We start from the raw sequence: 18103 nt of genomic DNA, 5'->3' as shown, positions 1-18103 counted from the left end.
CTGCGGGCTCAGCCCTCGGCAGCCCGGCGGCGGGCCACCTCGGCGAGGGTGACCGCGGCGGCGACGCTGGCGTTGAGCGACTCGACGTCGGAGACCATCGGGATGCTCACCGTGAGGTCGCAGGTCTCGCCGACCAGCCGGGACAGCCCCCGGCCCTCGGAGCCGACCACGACCACCAGTGGGCCGACCGCGGCCTCCAGGTCGTAGAGGTCGGTCTCGCCGTCGGCGTCCAGGCCGACCACCACGAAGCCGGCGTCCTGGCAGGCCTTCAGCGACCGGGTCAGGTTGGTGACCTGGGCGACGGGCACCCGCGCTGCCGCGCCGGCGCTGGTCCGCCAGGCGGTCGCGGTGATCCCGGCCGCCCGCCGCTCCGGTACGAAGACACCCTGCGCGCCGAAGGCGGCGGCGGACCGGATCACCGCGCCGAGGTTGCGCGGGTCGGTCACGCCGTCCAGCGCCACCAGCAGCGGGGCGGTCTGCTCCAGCGCCGCCGCGACGAGGTCCTCGAAGGGCTCGTACGCGAACGGCGGCACCTGAAGCCCGACGCCCTGGTGCAGCACCCCGCCGGTCATCCGGTCCAGCTCGGCGCGGCTGATCTCCAGGATGGCGATGCCCCGGTCGGCGGCCGTCCGGACGATCTCGTTGACCCGGTCGTCCATGTCGATGCCCTGCGCGGTGTAGAGCGCGGTCGCCGGCACCTGGGCACGCAGCGACTCCAGCACCGGGTTCCGCCCGACCAGCAGCTCCGGGGCGTCCTTGGCCGGGTTGGACTTGCGGCCCGGGGCCACCCGGGGGCCGCCACGGCCGGCGGGACGAGCGCCCCGGCCGACGGGGCCGCGCCCGCCGCCACCCGGCGTGCCACGACCGCCACCCTTGCCCCAGGTGGTGTCCTTGGTGCCCGGCTGGCCGACCTTGGGGGCGCGCCCCTCCTCGGCCGCCGCCCGGCGCTCCTTGTCCTGCTTCCAGGCGGTGCGCTGGGGCAGCTTCTCGGTGCCCGAGTAGGCCTTGTGCCAGGGCCGCTCGTCGGCGGGCAGGGTTTTGCCCCGCCCGGCGAGGGCGTCCTTGTTCTTGCCGCCGGAGCCCTTCGGGGCTCCCGCCTTCGGCGTCAGTCGCCGGCCACGGCGCTGCGAGTTGCCGGCCATCAGTCCTGCTCTCCAATAGTCCAACGGGGGCCCTGGGGGGTGTCCTCGACCACCACGCCGGCCTGCTTGAGCTGGTCGCGTACCGCGTCGGCGGCGGCCCAGTCCTTGCGACCGCGGGCCTGCGCGCGCTGCTCCAGGGCCAGCGCGATCAGGGAGTCCACCACGCCACGCAGGTCGTCCGCGCGGCCGCCACCGGTCCACGCCGGGTCGAGGGGGTCGACCCCGAGGATATCCAGCATGGCGCGGGCGGCGGCCAGCGTCGTGCGGACGGTCACATCGTCGCCGCCGGTCAGCGCGGTGTTGCCGTCGCGGACCACCTCGTGCAGGACGGCGAGCGCGGCGGAGGTGTTCAGGTCGTCGTCCATCGCCGCGGCGAAGGCACCCGGCAGCTCGCCGAGCTGGCCGGCGCCGACGCGCTCGGCGGCCCGCTGCACGAAGCCCTCGATCCGGCGGTACGCGACGGCCGCCTCGCGCAGCGCGTCCTCCGAGTAGTCGATGCGGGAGCGGTAGTGCGCGGCGGCGTAGTAGTAGCGCAGCTCCACCGGGCGCACCCCGAGCGAGTCGACGTACGCCAGGTCGAGGGCGTTGCCGAGCGACTTGCCCATCTTGGCGCCGGCGATGCTGAGCAGCCCGTGGTGCACCCAGTAGCGGGCGAACGGCAGCCCGGCCGCCTGCGACTGGGCGATCTCGTTCTCGTGGTGCGGGAAGGTGAGGTCCAGCCCGCCGCCGTGGATGTCGAACTCGGCGCCGAGGTAGCGCCAGCACATCGCCGAGCACTCGATGTGCCAGCCCGGCCGGCCCCGCCCCCACGGCGACGGCCAGTAGGCGTCCGCCGGCTCGTCGGGCTTGGCGCCCTTCCAGAGCGCGAAGTCGCGCGGGTCCCGCTTGCCCCGTTCGGGGGCGTCCCCAGCCGACTGCATGTCGGCGGGTGACTGGTTGGACAGCGACCCGTACGCCGGCCAGGAGCAGACGTCGAAGTAGACGTCGCCGGAGCCGTCGGTGGCCGGGTAGGCGTGCCCGTCGGCGATCAGCTTGGCGATCAGCTCGTGCATCTCCGGGATGTGCCCGGTGGCCCGCGGCTCGTAGGTCGGGGGCAGCACGTTGAGCGCCCGGTAGGACTCGGTGAGGATCAGCTCGTTGGCGTACGCGATCGACCAGAACGGCCGCCCCCGCTCCACCGCCTTGACCAGGATCTTGTCGTCGATGTCGGTCAGGTTGCGGATGAAGGTGACCTCGTAGCCGGCGGCGAGCAGCCAGCGGCGCAGCACGTCGTAGTTGACACCGGAGCGAAGGTGGCCGATGTGCGGCGGGGCCTGGAGGGTGAGACCACACAGGTAGACCCCCACCTTGCCGGCTTCCCGCGGGACGAAGTCCCGCACCGATCGGGTGGCGGTGTCATACAGGCGTAGCGTCACCGTACAAGGGTAGCCGTCCACGCTTTCCCGGGTTGTCCGGAGCCGGGTCGTACGCTGCTGGGCGTGGACACGACGGCGCGGGGCGGGGAGACGGCGCAGACGCTGGACCGGGGGCTGCGGCTGCTGCACCTGGTCGCCGACGCGCCGGGCGGGCTGACCGTCACCGAGGCGGCGAACCGGCTGGGCATCGGCCGGGCGGCGGTCTACCGGCTGGTGGGCGCGCTGACCGCGCACGGGATGCTGCGCCGCGACGGCGAGGGCCGGCTGCGCCTCGGCGTCGGGGTGCTGCACCTGGCCCGGCGGGCCCAGCCGCTGCTGGCCGAGGGGGCGCTGCCCGCGCTGCGCCGCCTCGCGGAGCAGGCCGGCGCGACCGCCCACCTGACCGTGGTCGAGGGCGGGGAGGGGGTCGCGCTCGCCGTGGTGGAGCCGACCTGGACGGCGTTCCACGTCGCGTACCGGACGGGGGCGCGGCACCCGCTGGAGCGCGGGGCGGCCGGGCGGGCCATCCTCGCCGGCCGCACGGGCGCCGCCGGCCCGGTGAGCACCGCCGGGGAGCTCCAGTCCGGGGCGTACGGGGTGGCCGCCCCGGTGCTCGGCGTGCCGGGGCTGGAGGCGAGCGTCGGGGTGGTGGCGCTGGCGCCGCTGGACACCGAGGCGGTCGGCGCCCAGGTCCTCGCCGCCGCCACCGCCATCGCCACCGCCCTGTCCTGACCGGCAGCACCCTCCCGGCCCGGCCCGGCGCGTCCGTGCCGGCGACGACGGTTCGGCGTACGCATCGCGGCGGCCGGGTCGTTACCGGGCGAGCCGGGGCCGGCGGGTACGCGCCGGACCAGCGGCGGGCGACGTTCCCCGTTCCGACAGGCCCTTACCACATCCGACGGCCACGCGGGCGGTTGTCCACAGGGGACGTTCCGTGGCGCGGCGGCGGTCGTCCACAGGGGTGCCGGAGCGGGGCGGGCGGCGCGCAGGCTGGCGCGTATGCCACCCGCACCCCATCGACCCAGGGCCCTGGCCTGGCAGGTCTTCCGCGGCTCGGACGCGGTCCGCCAGGGGCTGCTCACCGAGCACCAGTTGCGCAGTTCGGCCTGGCTGCGCCTGCGGCACGACGTCTACGCCGACGCCCGCCTGCCCCGGGACCACGCCCTGGCCTGCCGGGCCGCCATGCTGCGGCTCCCGCCGGACGCGGTCGTCGCCGGCCCCTCGGCGGCCTGCCTGCACGGCGTCGGGCACGCCGCGGCCTTCACCGACGACGTGCACGTGCTCGTCCCGAGGACGACGCGACTCGGCCCGCAGCGCGGCCTGCGCGTGCACTCCGTGGGCCCGGTCGCGTCGCCGCCGCCCGCACCGGAGGCGGCCCTCAGGACCGCCGGCCCACCCCCGAGGACGGATCCCACCGCGGCGGCGTGGGAGACGGCGGTCTGGTTGGAGCCGTTCCGCGCGGTCGGCATCGTCGACGCGCTGCTCGCCGAGGGGCTCACCAGCCGCGCCGCGCTCGCCGACCTCGCCCGCCGCCACGCCGCCCGGCCCGGCGGTCGGCGGGCGCGCTGGGTGTTCGGCCTGGCGGATCCGGGCGCCCGGTCGCCGGCCGAGTCTGAGCTGCGGGTGCGGCTGGTGCTCGCCGGGCTGCCGCGCCCCGTCGCCCGGCACCCGGTCCGGCTCGCGTCCGGGCTCGGCTGGCATCTCGACCTGGCGTGGCCGGCGCTCCGCGTCGCCGTCGAGTTCGACGAGTCGCGGCAGGCCGGGGCCGATCGTGGGCACCTGGACCGGCTCGCCCGGCTCGTCGGCGCGGGCTGGCTCGTGGTGCACCTGACGGGTCGGCGGCTGCGCCACGACTTCCCGGGCGTCCTGCGCGAGGTGCGCGCCGCGCTCGCCGCCCGGGGCTGGCGGCCCTGACCGGACGTGTCATCCCCGGAGATCGGCCGACCGGGCGGGCAGTTCCGCCACCGTGGACGCTTCGGCGTCCGGCTTCCCCGGCAGGCCGTTCTCGTGCGCGTACAGCTCGAAGGCGGGCTCGCCCGCGAGCCCGCACTCAGGAGAGGGAGGGCTCCGTGGGGCGTGGCTCCGGGCGCCCCTCCGGCCGGGGCGCGCGTAGCTCGTCGACACGCACCAGCGCGACGCCGGCGACGATCAGGGCGCCGCCGAAGAGCTGCACGACGGTCGGCAGTTCGCCCAGCACAAGCCAGGCGATGAGGACGGCGAACATCACCTCGGTCAGCCCGACGAACGACGACAGGCGGGCCCCCAGGATGCGGGTCCCGGCGATCCCGGCGAGGTACGCGACCACGGCGGCGACCAGCGACAGGCCGACGATCGGGAGCAGCCAGCTGGTGCGCTGCCCCGCGAAGGTGACCTCGCCGAAGGTGGCCCGCAGCGGCAGTGCCCCGACCGCCCCGAGCAGCAACAGGACGGCCGCGCCGACGGCCATGCCGCCGCTGGCCATGGCCACCGAGGGCAGGCCCGCGTCGACCCGGCCCGCGAGCACGAAGTAGCCGGCGAGGCCGACGGCCGCCCCCAGCCCCCACAGCACACCCACCGGGTCGAGCCCGGTGGCGCCGGTCAGGTCGAGGACGAAGAACAGGCCGGCGATCGCCGCCACCGAGCCGGCCACGGTCAGCCGGCGGGGGCGGTGCCCGTGGACCAGCCACATCCAGCCCACGACCAGGATGATGCCGAGGTACTCCAGCAGCAGCGCGACGCCGACCGGCAGGTAGCGGACCGCGTTGAAGAAGCAGACCTGCGCGGTGGCGACCCCGAGCAGCCCGAACACGCCGATCGCGGCGAGGTTGCGCCGCAGCACGTCCCACTTCCCGCGCAGGGACAGCGCCGCGGGGACCGCCACGACCAGCGCGGCGATGCCGACCCGGGCCGCCACGGCGGCCTCGGCGGACCACCCCGCGTCGATCAGGGAGCGGGCGAACGTGCCCGACGTGGCGAACGTGACGGCGGAGAGCAGGGCGAGGCCGAGACCGAGCCCGGCGGCGGGTGGTTGGCGCATCGGTCCGCTCCCAGCTGTCATGAGTAAACTGCCACTATGCTCATGACGCTAGGCCGGCGCCCCGAGAGGAGTCAAGTTGCCTTTCGCCCATGACACGGTCTGCTCCCTGACCGCCGCCGCCGCACTCGTCAACACCGACCGCCCCGACGGCGAGGGGCTGCCCGACATCGCCGCCCTGGACGCCTTCTACGTCGCCCACGGCTACACCGGGCGGCACGAGCACACCGAGGCCGAACTGCGGTCGGTACGCGACCTGCGCCCCCGGCTGCGCCGCATCTGGTACGCCGACACCGACGAGGTCGTCGCCATCCTCAACGGGCTGCTCCGCGAGAACCACGCGTTGCCGCAGCTCATCACGCACGACGACGAGCCGTACCACTTCCACGCCGTGCCGCGCGACGCGCCGCTGGCGACCCGGATCGCCGTGGAGGCGGCGATGGCGATGGCGGACCTGGTGCGCTACGGCGAGCTGAGCCGGCTGCGGATCTGCGACCACCCCGACTGCGCGAACGTGCTGGTCGACCTGTCGAAGAACCGTTCCCGCCGGTTCTGCGACGCGGGCTGCGGCAACCGCGCCGCCGTCGCCGCCTACCGGGCCCGCCAGGGCCGCCCCGGCCCTGAAGCGGACCTGAAGCGGTCCTGAAGCGGCCCGGAGGCGGACATGACGCGGCCCTGAAGCGGACGTGAGCGGGCCCTGCAGCGGCCGGGTCGAGCATCGCGGTTCGCCGGCGAAGCGACACCCGGCGCGCCTCGGCGCACGCTGTCGAGCTGCCCCGTCTGTGCGACCGCAGGCGGGACGGAACGACCGGCCCTGTGGACGGGGCAGCTCGACAGTGCCCGGCCTACTGACGCGGCCCCGGAACCGACCGGGGCGGAACCGACCGGTGGCGGCGAGGCTCAGGGGTGGGTCATCCGGAGCAGGTCGAGCGCCTCGTCGAGCTGGGTCTCGCTCAGCTTGCCCGAGTCGACGTGCCCCCGGGAGATGACCACCTCCCGGATCGAGACCTGCCTGGCCAGCGCCTCCTTGGCGATCGAGGCGGCCTCGTCGTACCCGAGGTGGCGGTTGAGCGGGGTGACGATCGAGGGCGAGCCCGCCGCGTACGCCAGACAGACCTCGGCGTCCGCGACCAGGCCGACCACCAGGCGGTCGGCGAAGAGGCGGCTCGACGCGGCGAGCAGCCGGACCGACTCCAGCAGGTTGCGACCCATGACCGGGAGCATGACGTTCAGCTCGAAGTCGCCCTGCGAACCGGCGAAGCCGACGGCGGCGTCGTTGCCGATCACCTGGGCGCAGACCTGCCGCATCGCCTCGGCAACCACCGGGTTGACCTTGCCCGGCATGATCGACGAGCCGGGCTGGAGGTCGGGGATGCGCAGCTCGCGCAGGCCGGCCCGGGGCCCCGAGCCCATCCAGCGGATGTCGTTGGCGATCTTGTAGAGGCCGACGGCGAGCGTGCGCAACTGCCCCGAGGTCTCCACCAGAGCGTCCCGGGCGCCCTGCGCCTCGAAGTGGTTACGCGCCTCGGTCAGCGGCAGGCCGGTCGCGCCCCGCAGCCGCTCGATGACCTTCGCGGCGAAGCCGAGCGGGGTGTTGATGCCGGTGCCCACCGCCGTACCGCCGAGCGGCAGCTCGGCCAGCCGGGGCAGCGCCCCCTCCAGCCGCTCGATGCCGTAGCGCACCTGGGCGGCGTACCCGCCGAACTCCTGGCCCAGGGTCACCGGGGTGGCGTCCATCAGGTGGGTACGCCCGGCCTTGACCACGGTCTCGAACTCCGCCGCCTTGCCCTCCAGCGCCTCCGCGAGGTGGGCCAGCGCGGGCAGCAGGTCCCGCGCGACGGCCTCGGTGGCGGCCAGGTGGATCGACGACGGGAACACGTCGTTGCTGGACTGCGAGGCGTTCACGTCGTCGTTCGGGTGCACGTCCCGGCCCAGTTCCCGGCTGGCCAGGGTGGCGATGACCTCGTTGGTGTTCATGTTCGACGACGTGCCGGAGCCGGTCTGGAACACGTCGATCGGGAACTGGTCGTCGTAGCCGCCGTCGGCCACGTGCGCCGCCGCGGCGGCGATCGCCGCGGCCACGTCCGCGTCGATCACGCCCAGCTCGCCGTTGACCTGGGCCGCCGCCCCCTTGATCTGGGCCAGCGCCCGGATCTGGGCCGGCTCGATGCCCCGGCCCGAGATCGGGAAATTCTGCACCGCGCGCTGCGTCTGCGCCCGCCACAGCGCCTCGGCGGGCACCTCCACCTCGCCCATCGAGTCGCGTTCGATCCGGTAGCCCGTCGCCTCTGGAGTCGTCACGCGTACCATCCTGCCGCGCTCGCCGTCGACCCGCAGATGATCGCGCTGACCGTTCCGTCACATCTCGCCGGACTGCCCGCCGCCGCGCTCACGGCAGGCCGGAGGCCGCGCAGGTCGGGCGCGCGCACCGCCAGGACCCGCGGGCGATCCGCTGAGTGCACCAGCCGGCCGGCAGTGACGGCGAAGGCGGCCGACCGAAAACAGCGCGCCCGAAGAATTCAAAGAACTTAAAATCGTCGAACTTCTGATATCCCGGAGGTTCGATTTTGCACGCCCCACAGAATTCCATCAGCTTGGCCGGCCGGCGTACGCGCCGAATCCTCCCGACCGCAGGGTTCGCCGCCCTCCTCCTCACGACCAGCGCCCTGGTCATGACCGCCGAGCCGGCAACCGCCGGGCCGAGCCGGTTCATCCTGCCGACCAGCGGCAGTTGGACCGACGCCCGTCAGCCGTCGACCGCTGTTCCCGAGGCCGACGGCACCGTGCCGGTCGGCACCTGGGAGTCCGACGACGACAAACACACCTCGCGGGCCTACTTCACCTACAACCTCTCTCCGTTCCAGGGCAAGCACATCATCCGCGCACTCGGGGTCACCGAGGAGACGGCGGTCAACGACTGCGCGAAGCCACGCGAAATCGAGCTGTGGCGGACCGACGTACCGACCAGCGCACCAACCTGGGAGACGTCACCCGCGGTTCGGGAGAAGATCGCCGACATCGCGCCGACCGCTCCTTGCCAGGGACAACTGGAAGTGCCGCTCACCGAGGCGGTACGGCAGGCGGTCGAGGCCGGACAGACCTCGATCACCTTCATGGCGCGGATCGCCGGAGACCACGAGGAGAAGCTGCCCTACGGTCGCTGGATCAGGGAGCTCGGCATCTCCATCGAGGCGAACACGCCGCCGGACGTACCAGCCGACCTGGGAGTCAACGGGCTCCCCTGCGCCGACGAGCTGCACATCGGCACGACCACGCCGTACCTGGCGGCGAAGGTCACCGACCCGGACGCGGTACCGCCGAACGCCGAGCCGGTGACCGCCACCTTCGCCTGGTGGCCGGTGAACGACCCGACCAGGCGGACCGAGTGGACGTCCCCGGCCAAGGCCGCCGGGTCGCTCTTCCGGTACGACGTCACGGCCGGCCAGATGGTCGACGGGGCGTACGCCTTCGCCGTCCGCGCCACGGACGGGGTCGGCGACACCTCCGCCTGGTCACCGGAGTGCCGGTTCACCGTCGACACGCGGCAGCCCGCAGCCCCGGCGGTCAGCTCCACCGACTATCCCGACGATCTCGGCTGGTACGGCGGCCCGGGCATCCCGGGCCAGTTCACCTTCACCGCCAACGGTGACACCGACACCGTCGGCTTCCGGTACGGCCTGACCGGCGCGACCACCTACCTGGCCGTCGACCAGGCAGGTGGCACGGCCACGGTGACCATCACGCCGGACCGGGCCGGGCCGACGACGCTCAGCGTCGAGTCGGTCGACCGGGCAGGCAACCGGTCGGTGGTGACGGGCTACGAGTTCCGGGTCCGTGACACCCGCCCGACGATCAGCGACGCCAACCCCGCCGCCGGATACGGCCAGCCGCGCACCCTGACCTTCGCCCCCGGGATGGAGGACGTGGTCGAGTACACCTACCGGCTCAACGACGGTCCCGAGCAGGCCATCGCCGCGACGGCCGACGGCACGGCCACGGTCACGATCACGCCGACCAAGCCCGGCTACAACGACGTGTACGTCCGCAGCCGGACGACCGGCGACCTGCCGTCGGGCGAGGGCACCTACCGCTTCCACCTCGCGACCAAGCCGACGGTCAGCTCCGTCGAGTACCCGATCAACAAGATCCAGGGTGCGGTCGCCGGCACGCCGGGGACGTTCGTCTTCCAGCCCGGCATGCCCGGGGTGACGGAGTTCGTCTACTCGTTCGACGGGCTCCCCGCCCAGACGGTCGCGGCGGGCGCCGACGGGTCGGCTTCGGTGAGCTACACCCCGACGACCGCCGGGCTGCACCGAATCACCGTGTACACCCGGACCGGCGACGGGATCGTGTCGGAGACCTTCAGCGGCACCTTCTACGCCAGCCGGGCGAGCTGACGTACGGAAACGACGAGGGGCGCCGGGCAACTGCCCGCGCCCCTCGCGCGTACGTCGGGGTCAGCGACGGCCGACCGTCAGCACCGGCTTGGTGACCTCGGCGAAGAAGTCGTTGCCCTTGTCGTCGACCACGATGAAGGCCGGGAAGTCCTCCACCTCGATCTTCCAGACCGCTTCCATGCCCAGCTCCGGGTATTCCAGGACCTCGACGTGCTTGATGCAGTCCTGGGCGAGCCGGGCGGCGGGACCGCCGATCGAGCCGAGGTAGAAGCCGCCGTGCTGCTGGCAGGAGCGGGTGACCTGGGCGGACCGGTTGCCCTTGGCGAGCATCACCTGCGAGCCGCCGGCGGCCTGGAACTTCTCCACGTACGCGTCCATCCGGCCGGCCGTGGTCGGGCCGAACGAGCCGGACGCGTAGCCCTCCGGGGTCTTGGCCGGGCCGGCGTAGTAGACCGCGTGGTCGCGCAGGTACTGCGGCATGGGCTCGCCGGCGTCCAGCCGTTCGGCGATCTTGGCGTGCGCGATGTCGCGGGCCACGACCAGCGGGCCGGTCAGAGACAGCCGGGTCTTCACCGGGTACTTGGACAGCTCGGCGCGGATCTCGTCCATCGGCCGGTTCAGGTCGACCCGGATCACCTCGGCGGAGTCGAGCTGCGCCTCGGTGACGTCGGGCAGGTAGCGCGCCGGGTCGGTTTCGAGGCGCTCCAGCCACACGCCCGACGGGGTGATCTTGGCGACCGCCTGCCGGTCCGCGGAGCAGGAGACGGCGATCGCCACCGGGCAGGAGGCGCCGTGCCGGGGCAGCCGGACCACCCGCACGTCGTGGCAGAAGTAGCGCCCGCCGAACTGCGCCCCGATGCCGAAGTTGCGGGTCAGCTCCAGCACCTCGGCCTCCAGCTCCAGGTCGCGGAAGCCGTGCGCGGTCATCGAGCCGGAGGTGGGCAGCGCGTCGAGGTACTTGGCGCTGGCGTACTTGGCGGTCTTCAGCGCGTACTCGGCGGAGGTGCCGCCGATGACGATGGCCAGGTGGTAGGGCGGGCAGGCCGAGGTGCCGATCAGCCGCAGCTTCTCCTCCAGGAACTGCATCATCCGCGTCGGGTTCAGCAGCGCCTTGGTCTCCTGGTAGAGGTACGACTTGTTGGCCGAGCCGCCGCCCTTGGCCATGAAGAGGAACTTGTACGCGTCGGGGTGGCCGTCCGGGTCCTCGGCGTAGATCTCCACCTGCGCCGGCAGGTTGCTGCCGGTGTTGCGCTCCTCCCACATGGTGAGCGGGGCGAGCTGCGAGTAGCGCAGGTTGAGCCGGGTGTAGGCCTGGTAGACGCCGCGCGAGACGGCCTCGGCGTCGCTGCCGTCGGTGAGCACGTGCCGGCCGCGCTTGCCCATCACGATCGCGGTGCCGGTGTCCTGGCACATGGGCAGGACGCCGCCGGCCGCGATGTTGGCGTTGCGCAGCAGGTCGAGCGCGACGAACCGGTCGTTCGGCGAGGCCGCCGGGTCGTCGATGATCGACCGCAGCTGGGCCAGGTGCGCGGGGCGCAGGAAGTGCGCGATGTCGTGCATCGCCTCCGCGGTGAGGGCGGTGAGCGCCGTCGGCTCCACGGTGAGGAACCGGCGGCCTCCCGGGCCGTTGACGACGTCGACGCCCTCGTCGGTGACCAGGCGGTATTCCGTCTGGTCCGGACCGGTCGGCAGCAAGGGAGCGTACGAGAACGCGGCGGCACTGCTCATGAGCGGAAAGCCTAGGGCAGAAGGGTCGATCAGTTGCACCCGCCGGGTCGGTCCTGGGACGCCGCTCTCACCCGGGGCAGAGTTCCCGCTTCGGGCCGCAGCTGTCCGCCGGCCCGGGAACCCCCGCCGTGCTGCCCGGGACGCCGCCGGGACCGGGGACGCCGCCGTCGCCGGGACCCGCCGGGGCGCCGGCCGCGCCGCCGAAGCGGACGTACCCGATCTCCCGTCCCTCGCCGATGACCATGCCGTTCGGGCCGACCGCGAGGGCGTTCGCCGCGGTCCGCAGGCTCGCCAGCTCCCGCCCGGTACGCGGGTCGAGCGCCACCAGCCGGGACGGCTTCTCGTCGGCGAGCACCGCCGCGTACGGAGTGAGCGCGGCGCCCGCCTTCGCCCCGGCGGGACGGGTCCACCGGACCCGTCCGGTGCCCAGCTCGTGGCTGACCACCGCCCGCTTGTCGGCGGGGCGGACCAGGGCGTGGCGGTCGTCGACGGCGAGCAGCCGCTCCCCGGCGGCGGCCACCAGCAGCAGCCGCCCGTCGTACCCGTCGAGGACCGCCTCGCGGGCGTCCGGGGCGACGCCGATCAGCACGTTCCGCGCCCCCTGTGGGTCCTCCCGCTGCACGCAGCCGGCGTTGTCGGCGGTGCGCAGGTTGACCCCGGCCCGCTGCCAGGTCTCCCGGCCCGTCGTCGGGTCCCGGCCGGAGATGGCGAAGTAGCAGGTGCCGTCCTGGGATCGGGCGGTGATCCGCAGGAGCCGGCCGCCGACCACCGACAGCCGCTCGTCCCGGCCGGGCTCGACGTTCTGGAGCACCCGCCCGGTGGCGGTGTCGAGCACGTGCACCCGGCCGTCGATGGGGAAACCGAGCAGCGGCGGCACCGCCTCCGGCCCCGCCACCTCCTCGTCGATCCGGACGGCGTCGAGCCGGCGGGTGCCGAGCAGCCCCGGGTTGTCGCCGAGCAGCCCGCTGCGCACGCCGGGCACGAAGGCCGTCCACACCGGGGCGGTGCCGCGCGGCTCCCAGGCGCTGATCGTGCAGTCGGTGGCGTCGACGCAGCGGGCGTCGAGCAGCAGGTTGCGGTACGTCCAGACGGCCACCGCGTCGCCGTCGCGCCGCCGCGTGGCGCCGGTGGTCGGGTCGAGCACCTCGTACCCCTTGACCAGGAGCTTGCCCACGACGACGACCGCGTCCCGGTCGCCGCCGGCCACCGCGGACCAGTCGGCCTTGCGCTCCCACAACTGGTCGCCGGTGGCGAGGCTGCGCGCTTCCACCCGGGTGCGCTGCTCGACCACCACGGTGTCGCCCGCGATGGTCACGCTGCGCGGGGTGCCGCCGACCCGCTGCTGCCAGACCACGTCCGGCTCGGAGATCGGCTCGCTGCGGTCGACCCAGTCCCACACGCCGGGGAACGGGTTCCACACTCCGGTCGCGGCGAGCACGACGACCACGATCAGCGCGAGCAGCAGCCCGCCACGCCATCCGAGGCCGCCCGCCTTCGCCACACGCACACCGTAGCGACGACCGCCGTGCTCTTGCCGTCCCGTGCCGCCGTGTCGCCGCCCTTTCTCGGCGCGGGTGCGGTAGGGAAGGACCGGCTGCCGTCGCTCCTGGGCACAGGAGGGGCGCCTTCCTCACCCCCGGGCGGCGGAGCGGACCAGGGGGAGGGTGCGGTACGGGATCTGCTCGGCCAGCGCGATGATCGTCGAGGCGCGGCGGATGCCCTCGTACGAGACGATCTGGTCGATCACCCGCTGGAGGTCGGTGTTCGAGCGGGCCACGATCCGGCAGAGCAGGTCGCTGGAGCCGGTGATGGTGTGCGCCTCCAGCACCTCCGGGATCGCGGCCAGGTGCGCGGCCACCCGGTCGTGCCCGTGCCGCTGGCTGATCTCCAGCGTGACGAAGCTGGTCACCCCGAACCCGATCGCCGCCGGGGAGATCTCCGGACCGAACCCGCCGACGACCCCCCGCTCGACCAGCTTGTCGAGCCGGGCCTGCACGGTGCCGCGGGCGACCCCGAGGCGCCGGGAGCACTCCAGGACCCCGATCCGCGGCTCCTCGGCGAGCAGTTCGATCAACCGCGCGTCGAGGGCGTCGAGCTGTACAGCCTGACCAGCGTTCATGGCTGAATACCCTACTGAATGCGCAACCTGACCAGCTCCCACGCCGACAGTTGCCCAGTGCGCCGGGTCACCGCGATCCTCGCCACAGAACCAGCAGAACGACCCGCACCGACCACGGCGACGGCCACGAGGCCGACCGGTACTTGAGGGAGACCGCGATGACCCAGGCGATCGACCGACCCCACGGGACCGACGACGTCGACATCGACGTGCTCGTCGGCGCCGTCGACCACGACATCAGCCGCGACCCGTTCCCCGTCAAGGGCCTCGACCACGTGCACTTCCTGGTGGGCAACGCCAAGCAGGCGGCGCACTACTACTCCACCGCGTTCGGGATGACGTGTGTGGCGTACCGGGGGCCGGAGCAGGGCTACCGCGACCACGCCCAGTACGTGCTGACCAGCGGCTCGGCCCGGTTCGTGCTGACCGGCGCGGTCCGCCCGGACGCCGAGGGCGCCGAGCACGTCGCGAAGCACAGCGACGGCGTCTCCGACATCGCGCTGGAGGTCCCGGACGTCGACGCCGCGTACGCGCACGCCACCGCGCAGGGCGCGACCGGCCTCGTCGAGCCGCACGACGTCAGCGACGAGCACGGCACCGTCCGGCTGGCCGCCATCGCCGCGTACGGCGACACCCGGCACACGCTGGTCGACCGGTCCCGCTACACCGGCCCGTTCCTGCCCGGTTTCGTGGCCCGCAAGCCGATCGTGGACCGGCAGCCGATGATCGACGCCGGCGTCCAGCCGAAGCGCTTCTTCCAGGCCGTCGACCACGTGGTCGGCAACGTCGAGCTCGGCCGGATGGACGAGTGGGTCGAGTTCTACAAGCGCGTCATGGGCTTCTCGAACATGGCCGAGTTCGTCGGCGACGACATCGCCACCGACTACTCGGCGCTGATGAGCAAGGTCGTCGCCAGCGGCACCCGCAAGGTGAAGTTCCCGCTCAACGAGCCGGCGATCGCCCGCAAGAAGTCGCAGATCGACGAGTACCTGGAGTTCTACCAGGGCCCGGGTGCCCAGCACATCGCCGTGGCCACCAACGACATCCTGGCCAGCGTCGACGCGATGCGCGCCGCCGGCGTCGAGTTCCTGGACACCCCGGACTCCTACTACGACGACCCGGAGCTGCGCGCCCGGATCGGCCAGGTGCGGGTGCCGATCGAGGAACTGAAGGCCCGCAAGATCCTGGTGGACCGGGACGAGGACGGCTACCTGCTGCAGATCTTCACCAAGCCGGTGCAGGACCGCCCGACCGTCTTCTTCGAGCTGATCGAGCGGCACGGCTCGCTCGGCTTCGGCAAGGGCAACTTCAAGGCGCTCTTCGAGGCCATCGAGCGCGAGCAGGAGAAGCGCGGCAACCTGTAACACTGTCGAGCGTGACGCAGCCTCCGTCGTACCCGACGCCGCCGGCCGGTGGGCCCACGCCCGCCGCCGGCGGCTTCGCGCCGCCCTCCGGCCCGACCAGCCAGGCGTACGCGGTGCCGCCGCAGTACGCCCCACCCGGGCACGTCCCGCCGGGCTGGGCCCCGCCACCCGGCTGGTCCCCGCACCCCGCGCCGCCGCCGCTCGGCCCCGGCGGCCAGCCGCTCGCCAGCTTCGGCGACCGGTTCCTGGCCGCGCTGATCGACATCGGGCTGAGCACGCTGGTGGCGATGGTCCTCTTCCTGCCGGCGTTCCTGCTGCTCTGGTGGAACATGATGGCCGAGCTGACCCGGACGAACCCGGACGGCACCCTCGTCGAGCCGGACCCCGGGTCCTTCATGACCGACTTCATGCTGCCGATACTCCTGCTCGAACTGGGCCTGATGGTGCTGATGCTCGGGCTCTACTGGCTCTACCACGTGGAGTACATGAAGCGCACGGGGCAGACCTTCGGCAAGCGGGTGATGAAGCTGCGGGTCGTGCCGCTCGACCCGGCCGCCACGCTGGACCGGCGGATGGCCGGCAAGCGGTACGCCGTGCAGCACGTCGCCGCGATGTTCCTCCCCGGCCTCAGCTACCTCGACGGGCTCTGGCAACTGTGGGACAAGCCCTGGCAGCAGTGCCTCCACGACAAGTTCGCCGGCACCGTCGTCGTTAAGGTGTCTGCGTGAGCGAGCGCAGCGAGGCCAGGCCGTGAGCGTCGAACCGGGCTGGTACGTCGACCCGGCCGATCCGGACACCCGACGCTGGTGGGACGGCGAGGGCTGGATCGGCGCGCCGATCCCCGTCGACGCCACCCCGCCCGAGGGACCACCGCCGCCCGAGCCGCCGCCCGCGCCCGCCCCGACGCCGCCCGCGGCACCGGTCTCCGCGCCGGGCGCGCCCGCGGGCCGGCGACCCCACCCCGGGCAGCCGTACCCCGGGCAGCCCTATCCCTGGCAGCCGCCGCGAGGCCACGGTCACCCGCAGGGGCCGCCGCCCGGCTGGTCGCCGGGGACCTGGCCGGGACGGCCGCCGGAGCCCCGCCCGCACGGGCTCCCGCTGGCCGGGTTCGGCGCCCGGCTGATCGCCCGGATGATCGACTTCGCCATCGTGTTCGCCCTGAACGCCGTGGTGAACGGCTGGTTCGTGTGGCGGCTGGTCGAGGAGGTCACCCCGTACTGGCGGGAGGTGTTCCGGCGGGCGCTGGCCGGGGACACCTCCACCGAGGGGCTGCCGCAGCCCAGCGAGCAGGCCGGCGGCCTCCAGGTCGTCATCCTGCTGATCGCCACCGCGCTCTGGCTCGCGTACGAGGTGCCGACGACGGCCGCCGGCGGGCAGACCTTCGGCAAGCGGGTGGTGGGCATCAAGGTGCTCCCGGTGGCCGCCGACGAGCCGCTCGGCTTCGGCCGGGCGCTGCGCCGGTGGAACACCCTCGGCCTGCCCACCCTGCTGTGGTACTGCTGCGGCCTCGGCCTGCTGCTCCAGCTCGTCGACGCGATCTCCCCACTCTTCGACCACCCGCTGCGCCAGGCCCTGCACGACAAGCGGGCGCAGACCGTGGTGGTCCAGCTCCCCCGCACCCGCCGGACCACCCCGGACGACCGAACCGACCCCTCGGGAGACACCCCATGACCGACACCGGACGCCACCAGCCGGCGCTGCGGCTGACCCGCGCCGACCTGGACGCGCTGCCCAACTACGTGCCCGGCCGCAGCCCGGCCGACCTGGCCCGCGAGCTCGGGCTCCCCGAGGCGATCAAGCTGGCCAGCAACGAGGTCCCGTACGGGCCGCTGCCCGGCGTGGTGGAGGCCGTCGCCGAGGCCGTCGCCGGGGTGCACCGCTACCCGGACATGGGCGTGGTCGCGCTGCGCGGGGCGCTGGCCGAGCGGTACGGCGTGGACGCCGACCGGATCGCCACCGGCTGCGGCTCGGTGGCGCTGGCCGAGCACCTCGTCCGGGCCACCTGCCTGCCCGGGGACGAGCTGCTCTACTCGTGGCGCTCCTTCGAGGCGTACCCGATCATCGCGGCGACCAGCGGCGCGACCAGCGTGCGGGTGCCCAACGACGCCGGGCACGGGCACGACCTGGCCGCGATGGCGGCGGCGGTGACCGACCGCACCCGGATGATCCTGGTCTGCAACCCGAACAACCCGACCGGGACGTCCGTCCGCCGGGCCGAGCTGGACCGGTTCCTCGACGCGGTCGGCGAGGACGTGCTCGTGGTCATCGACGAGGCGTACCGGGAGTTCGTCACCGACCCCGAGGTGCCGGACGGTCTCACCTACCTCGACCGGCCGAACGTGGTCGTGCTGCGGACGCTCTCCAAGGCCTGGGGCCTGGCCGGCCTGCGGATCGGCTTCCTGGTCGCCCAGCCGGCGGTGGCGGCGGCCGTGCGCAAGGTCGTCACGCCGTTCTCCACCAGCATGGCCGCGCAGGCGGGCGCGCTCGCCGCGCTCGGCCAGGCCGACGAGGTCCAGCGGCGGTGCGACCTCGTCGTGGCGGAGCGCGACCGGGTGACCGAGGCGCTGCGCAAGCTCGTCCCGGACGTGCCGGGCAGCCAGGCGAACTTCGTATGGCTGCCGCTGGGCGACCGGGCGGTGGACTTCGGCAAGGCGTGCGAGGCCCGGGGCGTGATCGTCCGGCCGTTCCCCGGCGACGGGGTCCGGGTCACCATCGGCACCCCGGCCGAGAACGACGCCTTCCTCGCCGCCGCCGAGGCGGCGCTGGCCTGAGCCGGGTCGCCCCGATCCGGCCGGCCGACGGGCGTCCCGCGGCCGGCCGGGTCGGGCGCCCGGCGGTGACCGGGCCGGTCCGCCATCCCCCCGCGGACCGACCCGGACGTCTCAGGCGGCCGGAACCGGCGGCCGGAACCGGGCCCGCCGGCGGTACGCGTAGACCGCGAAGAGC

At 73.8% G+C, this 18103-nt stretch carries 15 protein-coding genes; 8 read left to right on the top strand and 7 right to left on the bottom strand.

Annotated elements, in window-relative coordinates:
- Nucleotides 1-8: 8 nt before the first annotated feature.
- Together rlmB and cysS are read right to left on the bottom strand one after the other, a co-directional pair.
- On the bottom strand, nucleotides 9-1142 hold the full coding sequence (rlmB, locus tag ACZ6O2_RS08160) for a 23S rRNA (guanosine(2251)-2'-O)-methyltransferase RlmB (protein ID WP_350706788.1): 1134 nt from the start codon (nucleotides 1140-1142) through the stop codon (nucleotides 9-11).
- On the bottom strand, nucleotides 1142-2557 hold the full coding sequence (cysS, locus tag ACZ6O2_RS08155; RefSeq protein WP_466022406.1) for a cysteine--tRNA ligase: 1416 nt from the start codon (nucleotides 2555-2557) through the stop codon (nucleotides 1142-1144). Before cysS ends, rlmB begins: the two co-directional genes overlap by 1 nt.
- A 63-nt stretch (nucleotides 2558-2620) precedes the next feature.
- Here cysS and ACZ6O2_RS08150 point away from each other — a divergent pair, with 63 nt between their 5' ends.
- Nucleotides 2621-3268 (top strand): IclR family transcriptional regulator, encoded by a 648-nt coding sequence (locus ACZ6O2_RS08150; protein ID WP_350706784.1) that lies wholly within the window; start codon nucleotides 2621-2623, stop codon nucleotides 3266-3268.
- Between the two features lie 267 nt (nucleotides 3269-3535).
- On the top strand, nucleotides 3536-4450 hold the full coding sequence (locus tag ACZ6O2_RS08145; RefSeq protein ID WP_466022405.1) for a hypothetical protein: 915 nt from the start codon (nucleotides 3536-3538) through the stop codon (nucleotides 4448-4450).
- A gap of 136 nt (nucleotides 4451-4586) precedes the next feature.
- On the opposite strand, the gene ACZ6O2_RS08140 is transcribed toward ACZ6O2_RS08145, so the two are convergent.
- A complete protein-coding gene (locus tag ACZ6O2_RS08140; protein WP_350706780.1) occupies nucleotides 4587-5552 on the bottom strand; it encodes an EamA family transporter in 966 nt (321 codons plus the stop codon).
- 76 nt (nucleotides 5553-5628) lie between these two features.
- On the opposite strand from ACZ6O2_RS08140, the gene ACZ6O2_RS08135 reads away from it, so the two are divergent.
- Nucleotides 5629-6195 carry a CGNR zinc finger domain-containing protein gene (locus ACZ6O2_RS08135; protein WP_466022404.1) on the top strand — a complete coding sequence of 189 codons (567 nt, stop codon included), beginning with the start codon at nucleotides 5629-5631 and terminating at the stop codon, nucleotides 6193-6195.
- A 254-nt stretch (nucleotides 6196-6449) separates the two neighbouring features.
- Here the strand turns inward: ACZ6O2_RS08135 and ACZ6O2_RS08130 are convergent, their stop codons facing one another.
- Nucleotides 6450-7859 carry a class II fumarate hydratase gene (locus tag ACZ6O2_RS08130; RefSeq protein WP_466022403.1) on the bottom strand — a complete coding sequence of 470 codons (1410 nt, stop codon included), beginning with the start codon at nucleotides 7857-7859 and terminating at the stop codon, nucleotides 6450-6452.
- Nucleotides 7860-8221: 362 nt separating this feature from the next.
- On the opposite strand from ACZ6O2_RS08130, the gene ACZ6O2_RS08125 reads away from it, so the two are divergent.
- Nucleotides 8222-9946, top strand: a complete 1725-nt coding sequence (locus ACZ6O2_RS08125; protein ID WP_466022402.1) for a hypothetical protein — start codon at nucleotides 8222-8224, stop codon at nucleotides 9944-9946.
- Between the two features lie 60 nt (nucleotides 9947-10006).
- Here ACZ6O2_RS08125 and ACZ6O2_RS08120 read toward each other — a convergent pair whose 3' ends face one another.
- From ACZ6O2_RS08120 to ACZ6O2_RS08110, 3 genes are all read right to left on the bottom strand, one after another.
- Entirely contained in the window at nucleotides 10007-11674 is a 1668-nt protein-coding gene (locus ACZ6O2_RS08120; RefSeq protein WP_466022401.1) for a fumarate hydratase, read from the bottom strand.
- 67 nt (nucleotides 11675-11741) lie between these two features.
- Nucleotides 11742-13175, bottom strand: coding sequence for an outer membrane protein assembly factor BamB family protein (locus ACZ6O2_RS08115; RefSeq protein ID WP_466022400.1), 1434 nt, complete (start codon nucleotides 13173-13175; stop codon nucleotides 11742-11744).
- Between the two features lie 129 nt (nucleotides 13176-13304).
- The gene (locus ACZ6O2_RS08110; protein WP_350706769.1) at nucleotides 13305-13793 is read right to left on the bottom strand and encodes an Lrp/AsnC family transcriptional regulator; all 489 of its coding nucleotides are present in this window, start codon (nucleotides 13791-13793) and stop codon (nucleotides 13305-13307) included.
- 158 nt (nucleotides 13794-13951) lie between these two features.
- Between ACZ6O2_RS08110 and hppD the strand changes: the two genes are divergently transcribed.
- Genes hppD through hisC form a run of 4 tightly spaced genes read left to right on the top strand, consistent with a single transcriptional unit; the run spans nucleotide 13952 to nucleotide 17928 of the window.
- On the top strand, nucleotides 13952-15157 hold the full coding sequence (hppD, locus tag ACZ6O2_RS08105; protein WP_357463385.1) for a 4-hydroxyphenylpyruvate dioxygenase: 1206 nt from the start codon (nucleotides 13952-13954) through the stop codon (nucleotides 15155-15157).
- Nucleotides 15158-15168: 11 nt separating this feature from the next.
- Complete coding sequence (locus tag ACZ6O2_RS08100) at nucleotides 15169-15885, top strand: RDD family protein (RefSeq protein WP_466022399.1); 717 nt, start codon at nucleotides 15169-15171, stop codon at nucleotides 15883-15885.
- Nucleotides 15886-15907: 22 nt separating this feature from the next.
- A complete protein-coding gene (locus tag ACZ6O2_RS08095) occupies nucleotides 15908-16828 on the top strand; it encodes an RDD family protein (protein WP_350706763.1) in 921 nt (306 codons plus the stop codon).
- Complete coding sequence (gene hisC / locus ACZ6O2_RS08090; RefSeq protein ID WP_466022398.1) at nucleotides 16825-17928, top strand: histidinol-phosphate transaminase; 1104 nt, start codon at nucleotides 16825-16827, stop codon at nucleotides 17926-17928. Before ACZ6O2_RS08095 ends, hisC begins: the two co-directional genes overlap by 4 nt.
- The last annotated feature ends 175 nt before the right edge of the window (nucleotides 17929-18103 follow it).

The organism is Micromonospora sp. NPDC048040 (assembly GCF_055587185.1).
The sequence above is the reverse complement of the archived record's forward strand: the minus strand, read 5'-3'. Positions and strand labels throughout refer to the sequence as shown.

Excerpts from the sequence above, each read along its gene's own strand:
- rlmB (WP_350706788.1), bottom strand. The coding sequence starts at position 1,142 with ATGGCCGGCAACTCGCAGCGCCGTGGCCGGCGACTGACGCCGAAGGCG.
- ACZ6O2_RS08145 (WP_466022405.1), top strand. The coding sequence starts at position 3,536 with ATGCCACCCGCACCCCATCGACCCAGGGCCCTGGCCTGGCAGGTCTTC.
- ACZ6O2_RS08140 (WP_350706780.1), bottom strand. The coding sequence starts at position 5,552 with ATGCGCCAACCACCCGCCGCCGGGCTCGGTCTCGGCCTCGCCCTGCTC.
- ACZ6O2_RS08130 (WP_466022403.1), bottom strand. The coding sequence starts at position 7,859 with ATGGTACGCGTGACGACTCCAGAGGCGACGGGCTACCGGATCGAACGC.
- ACZ6O2_RS08125 (WP_466022402.1), top strand. The coding sequence starts at position 8,222 with ATGACCGCCGAGCCGGCAACCGCCGGGCCGAGCCGGTTCATCCTGCCG.
- ACZ6O2_RS08120 (WP_466022401.1), bottom strand. The coding sequence starts at position 11,674 with ATGAGCAGTGCCGCCGCGTTCTCGTACGCTCCCTTGCTGCCGACCGGT.
- ACZ6O2_RS08110 (WP_350706769.1), bottom strand. The coding sequence starts at position 13,793 with ATGAACGCTGGTCAGGCTGTACAGCTCGACGCCCTCGACGCGCGGTTG.
- hppD (WP_357463385.1), top strand. The coding sequence starts at position 13,952 with ATGACCCAGGCGATCGACCGACCCCACGGGACCGACGACGTCGACATC.
- hisC (WP_466022398.1), top strand. The coding sequence starts at position 16,825 with ATGACCGACACCGGACGCCACCAGCCGGCGCTGCGGCTGACCCGCGCC.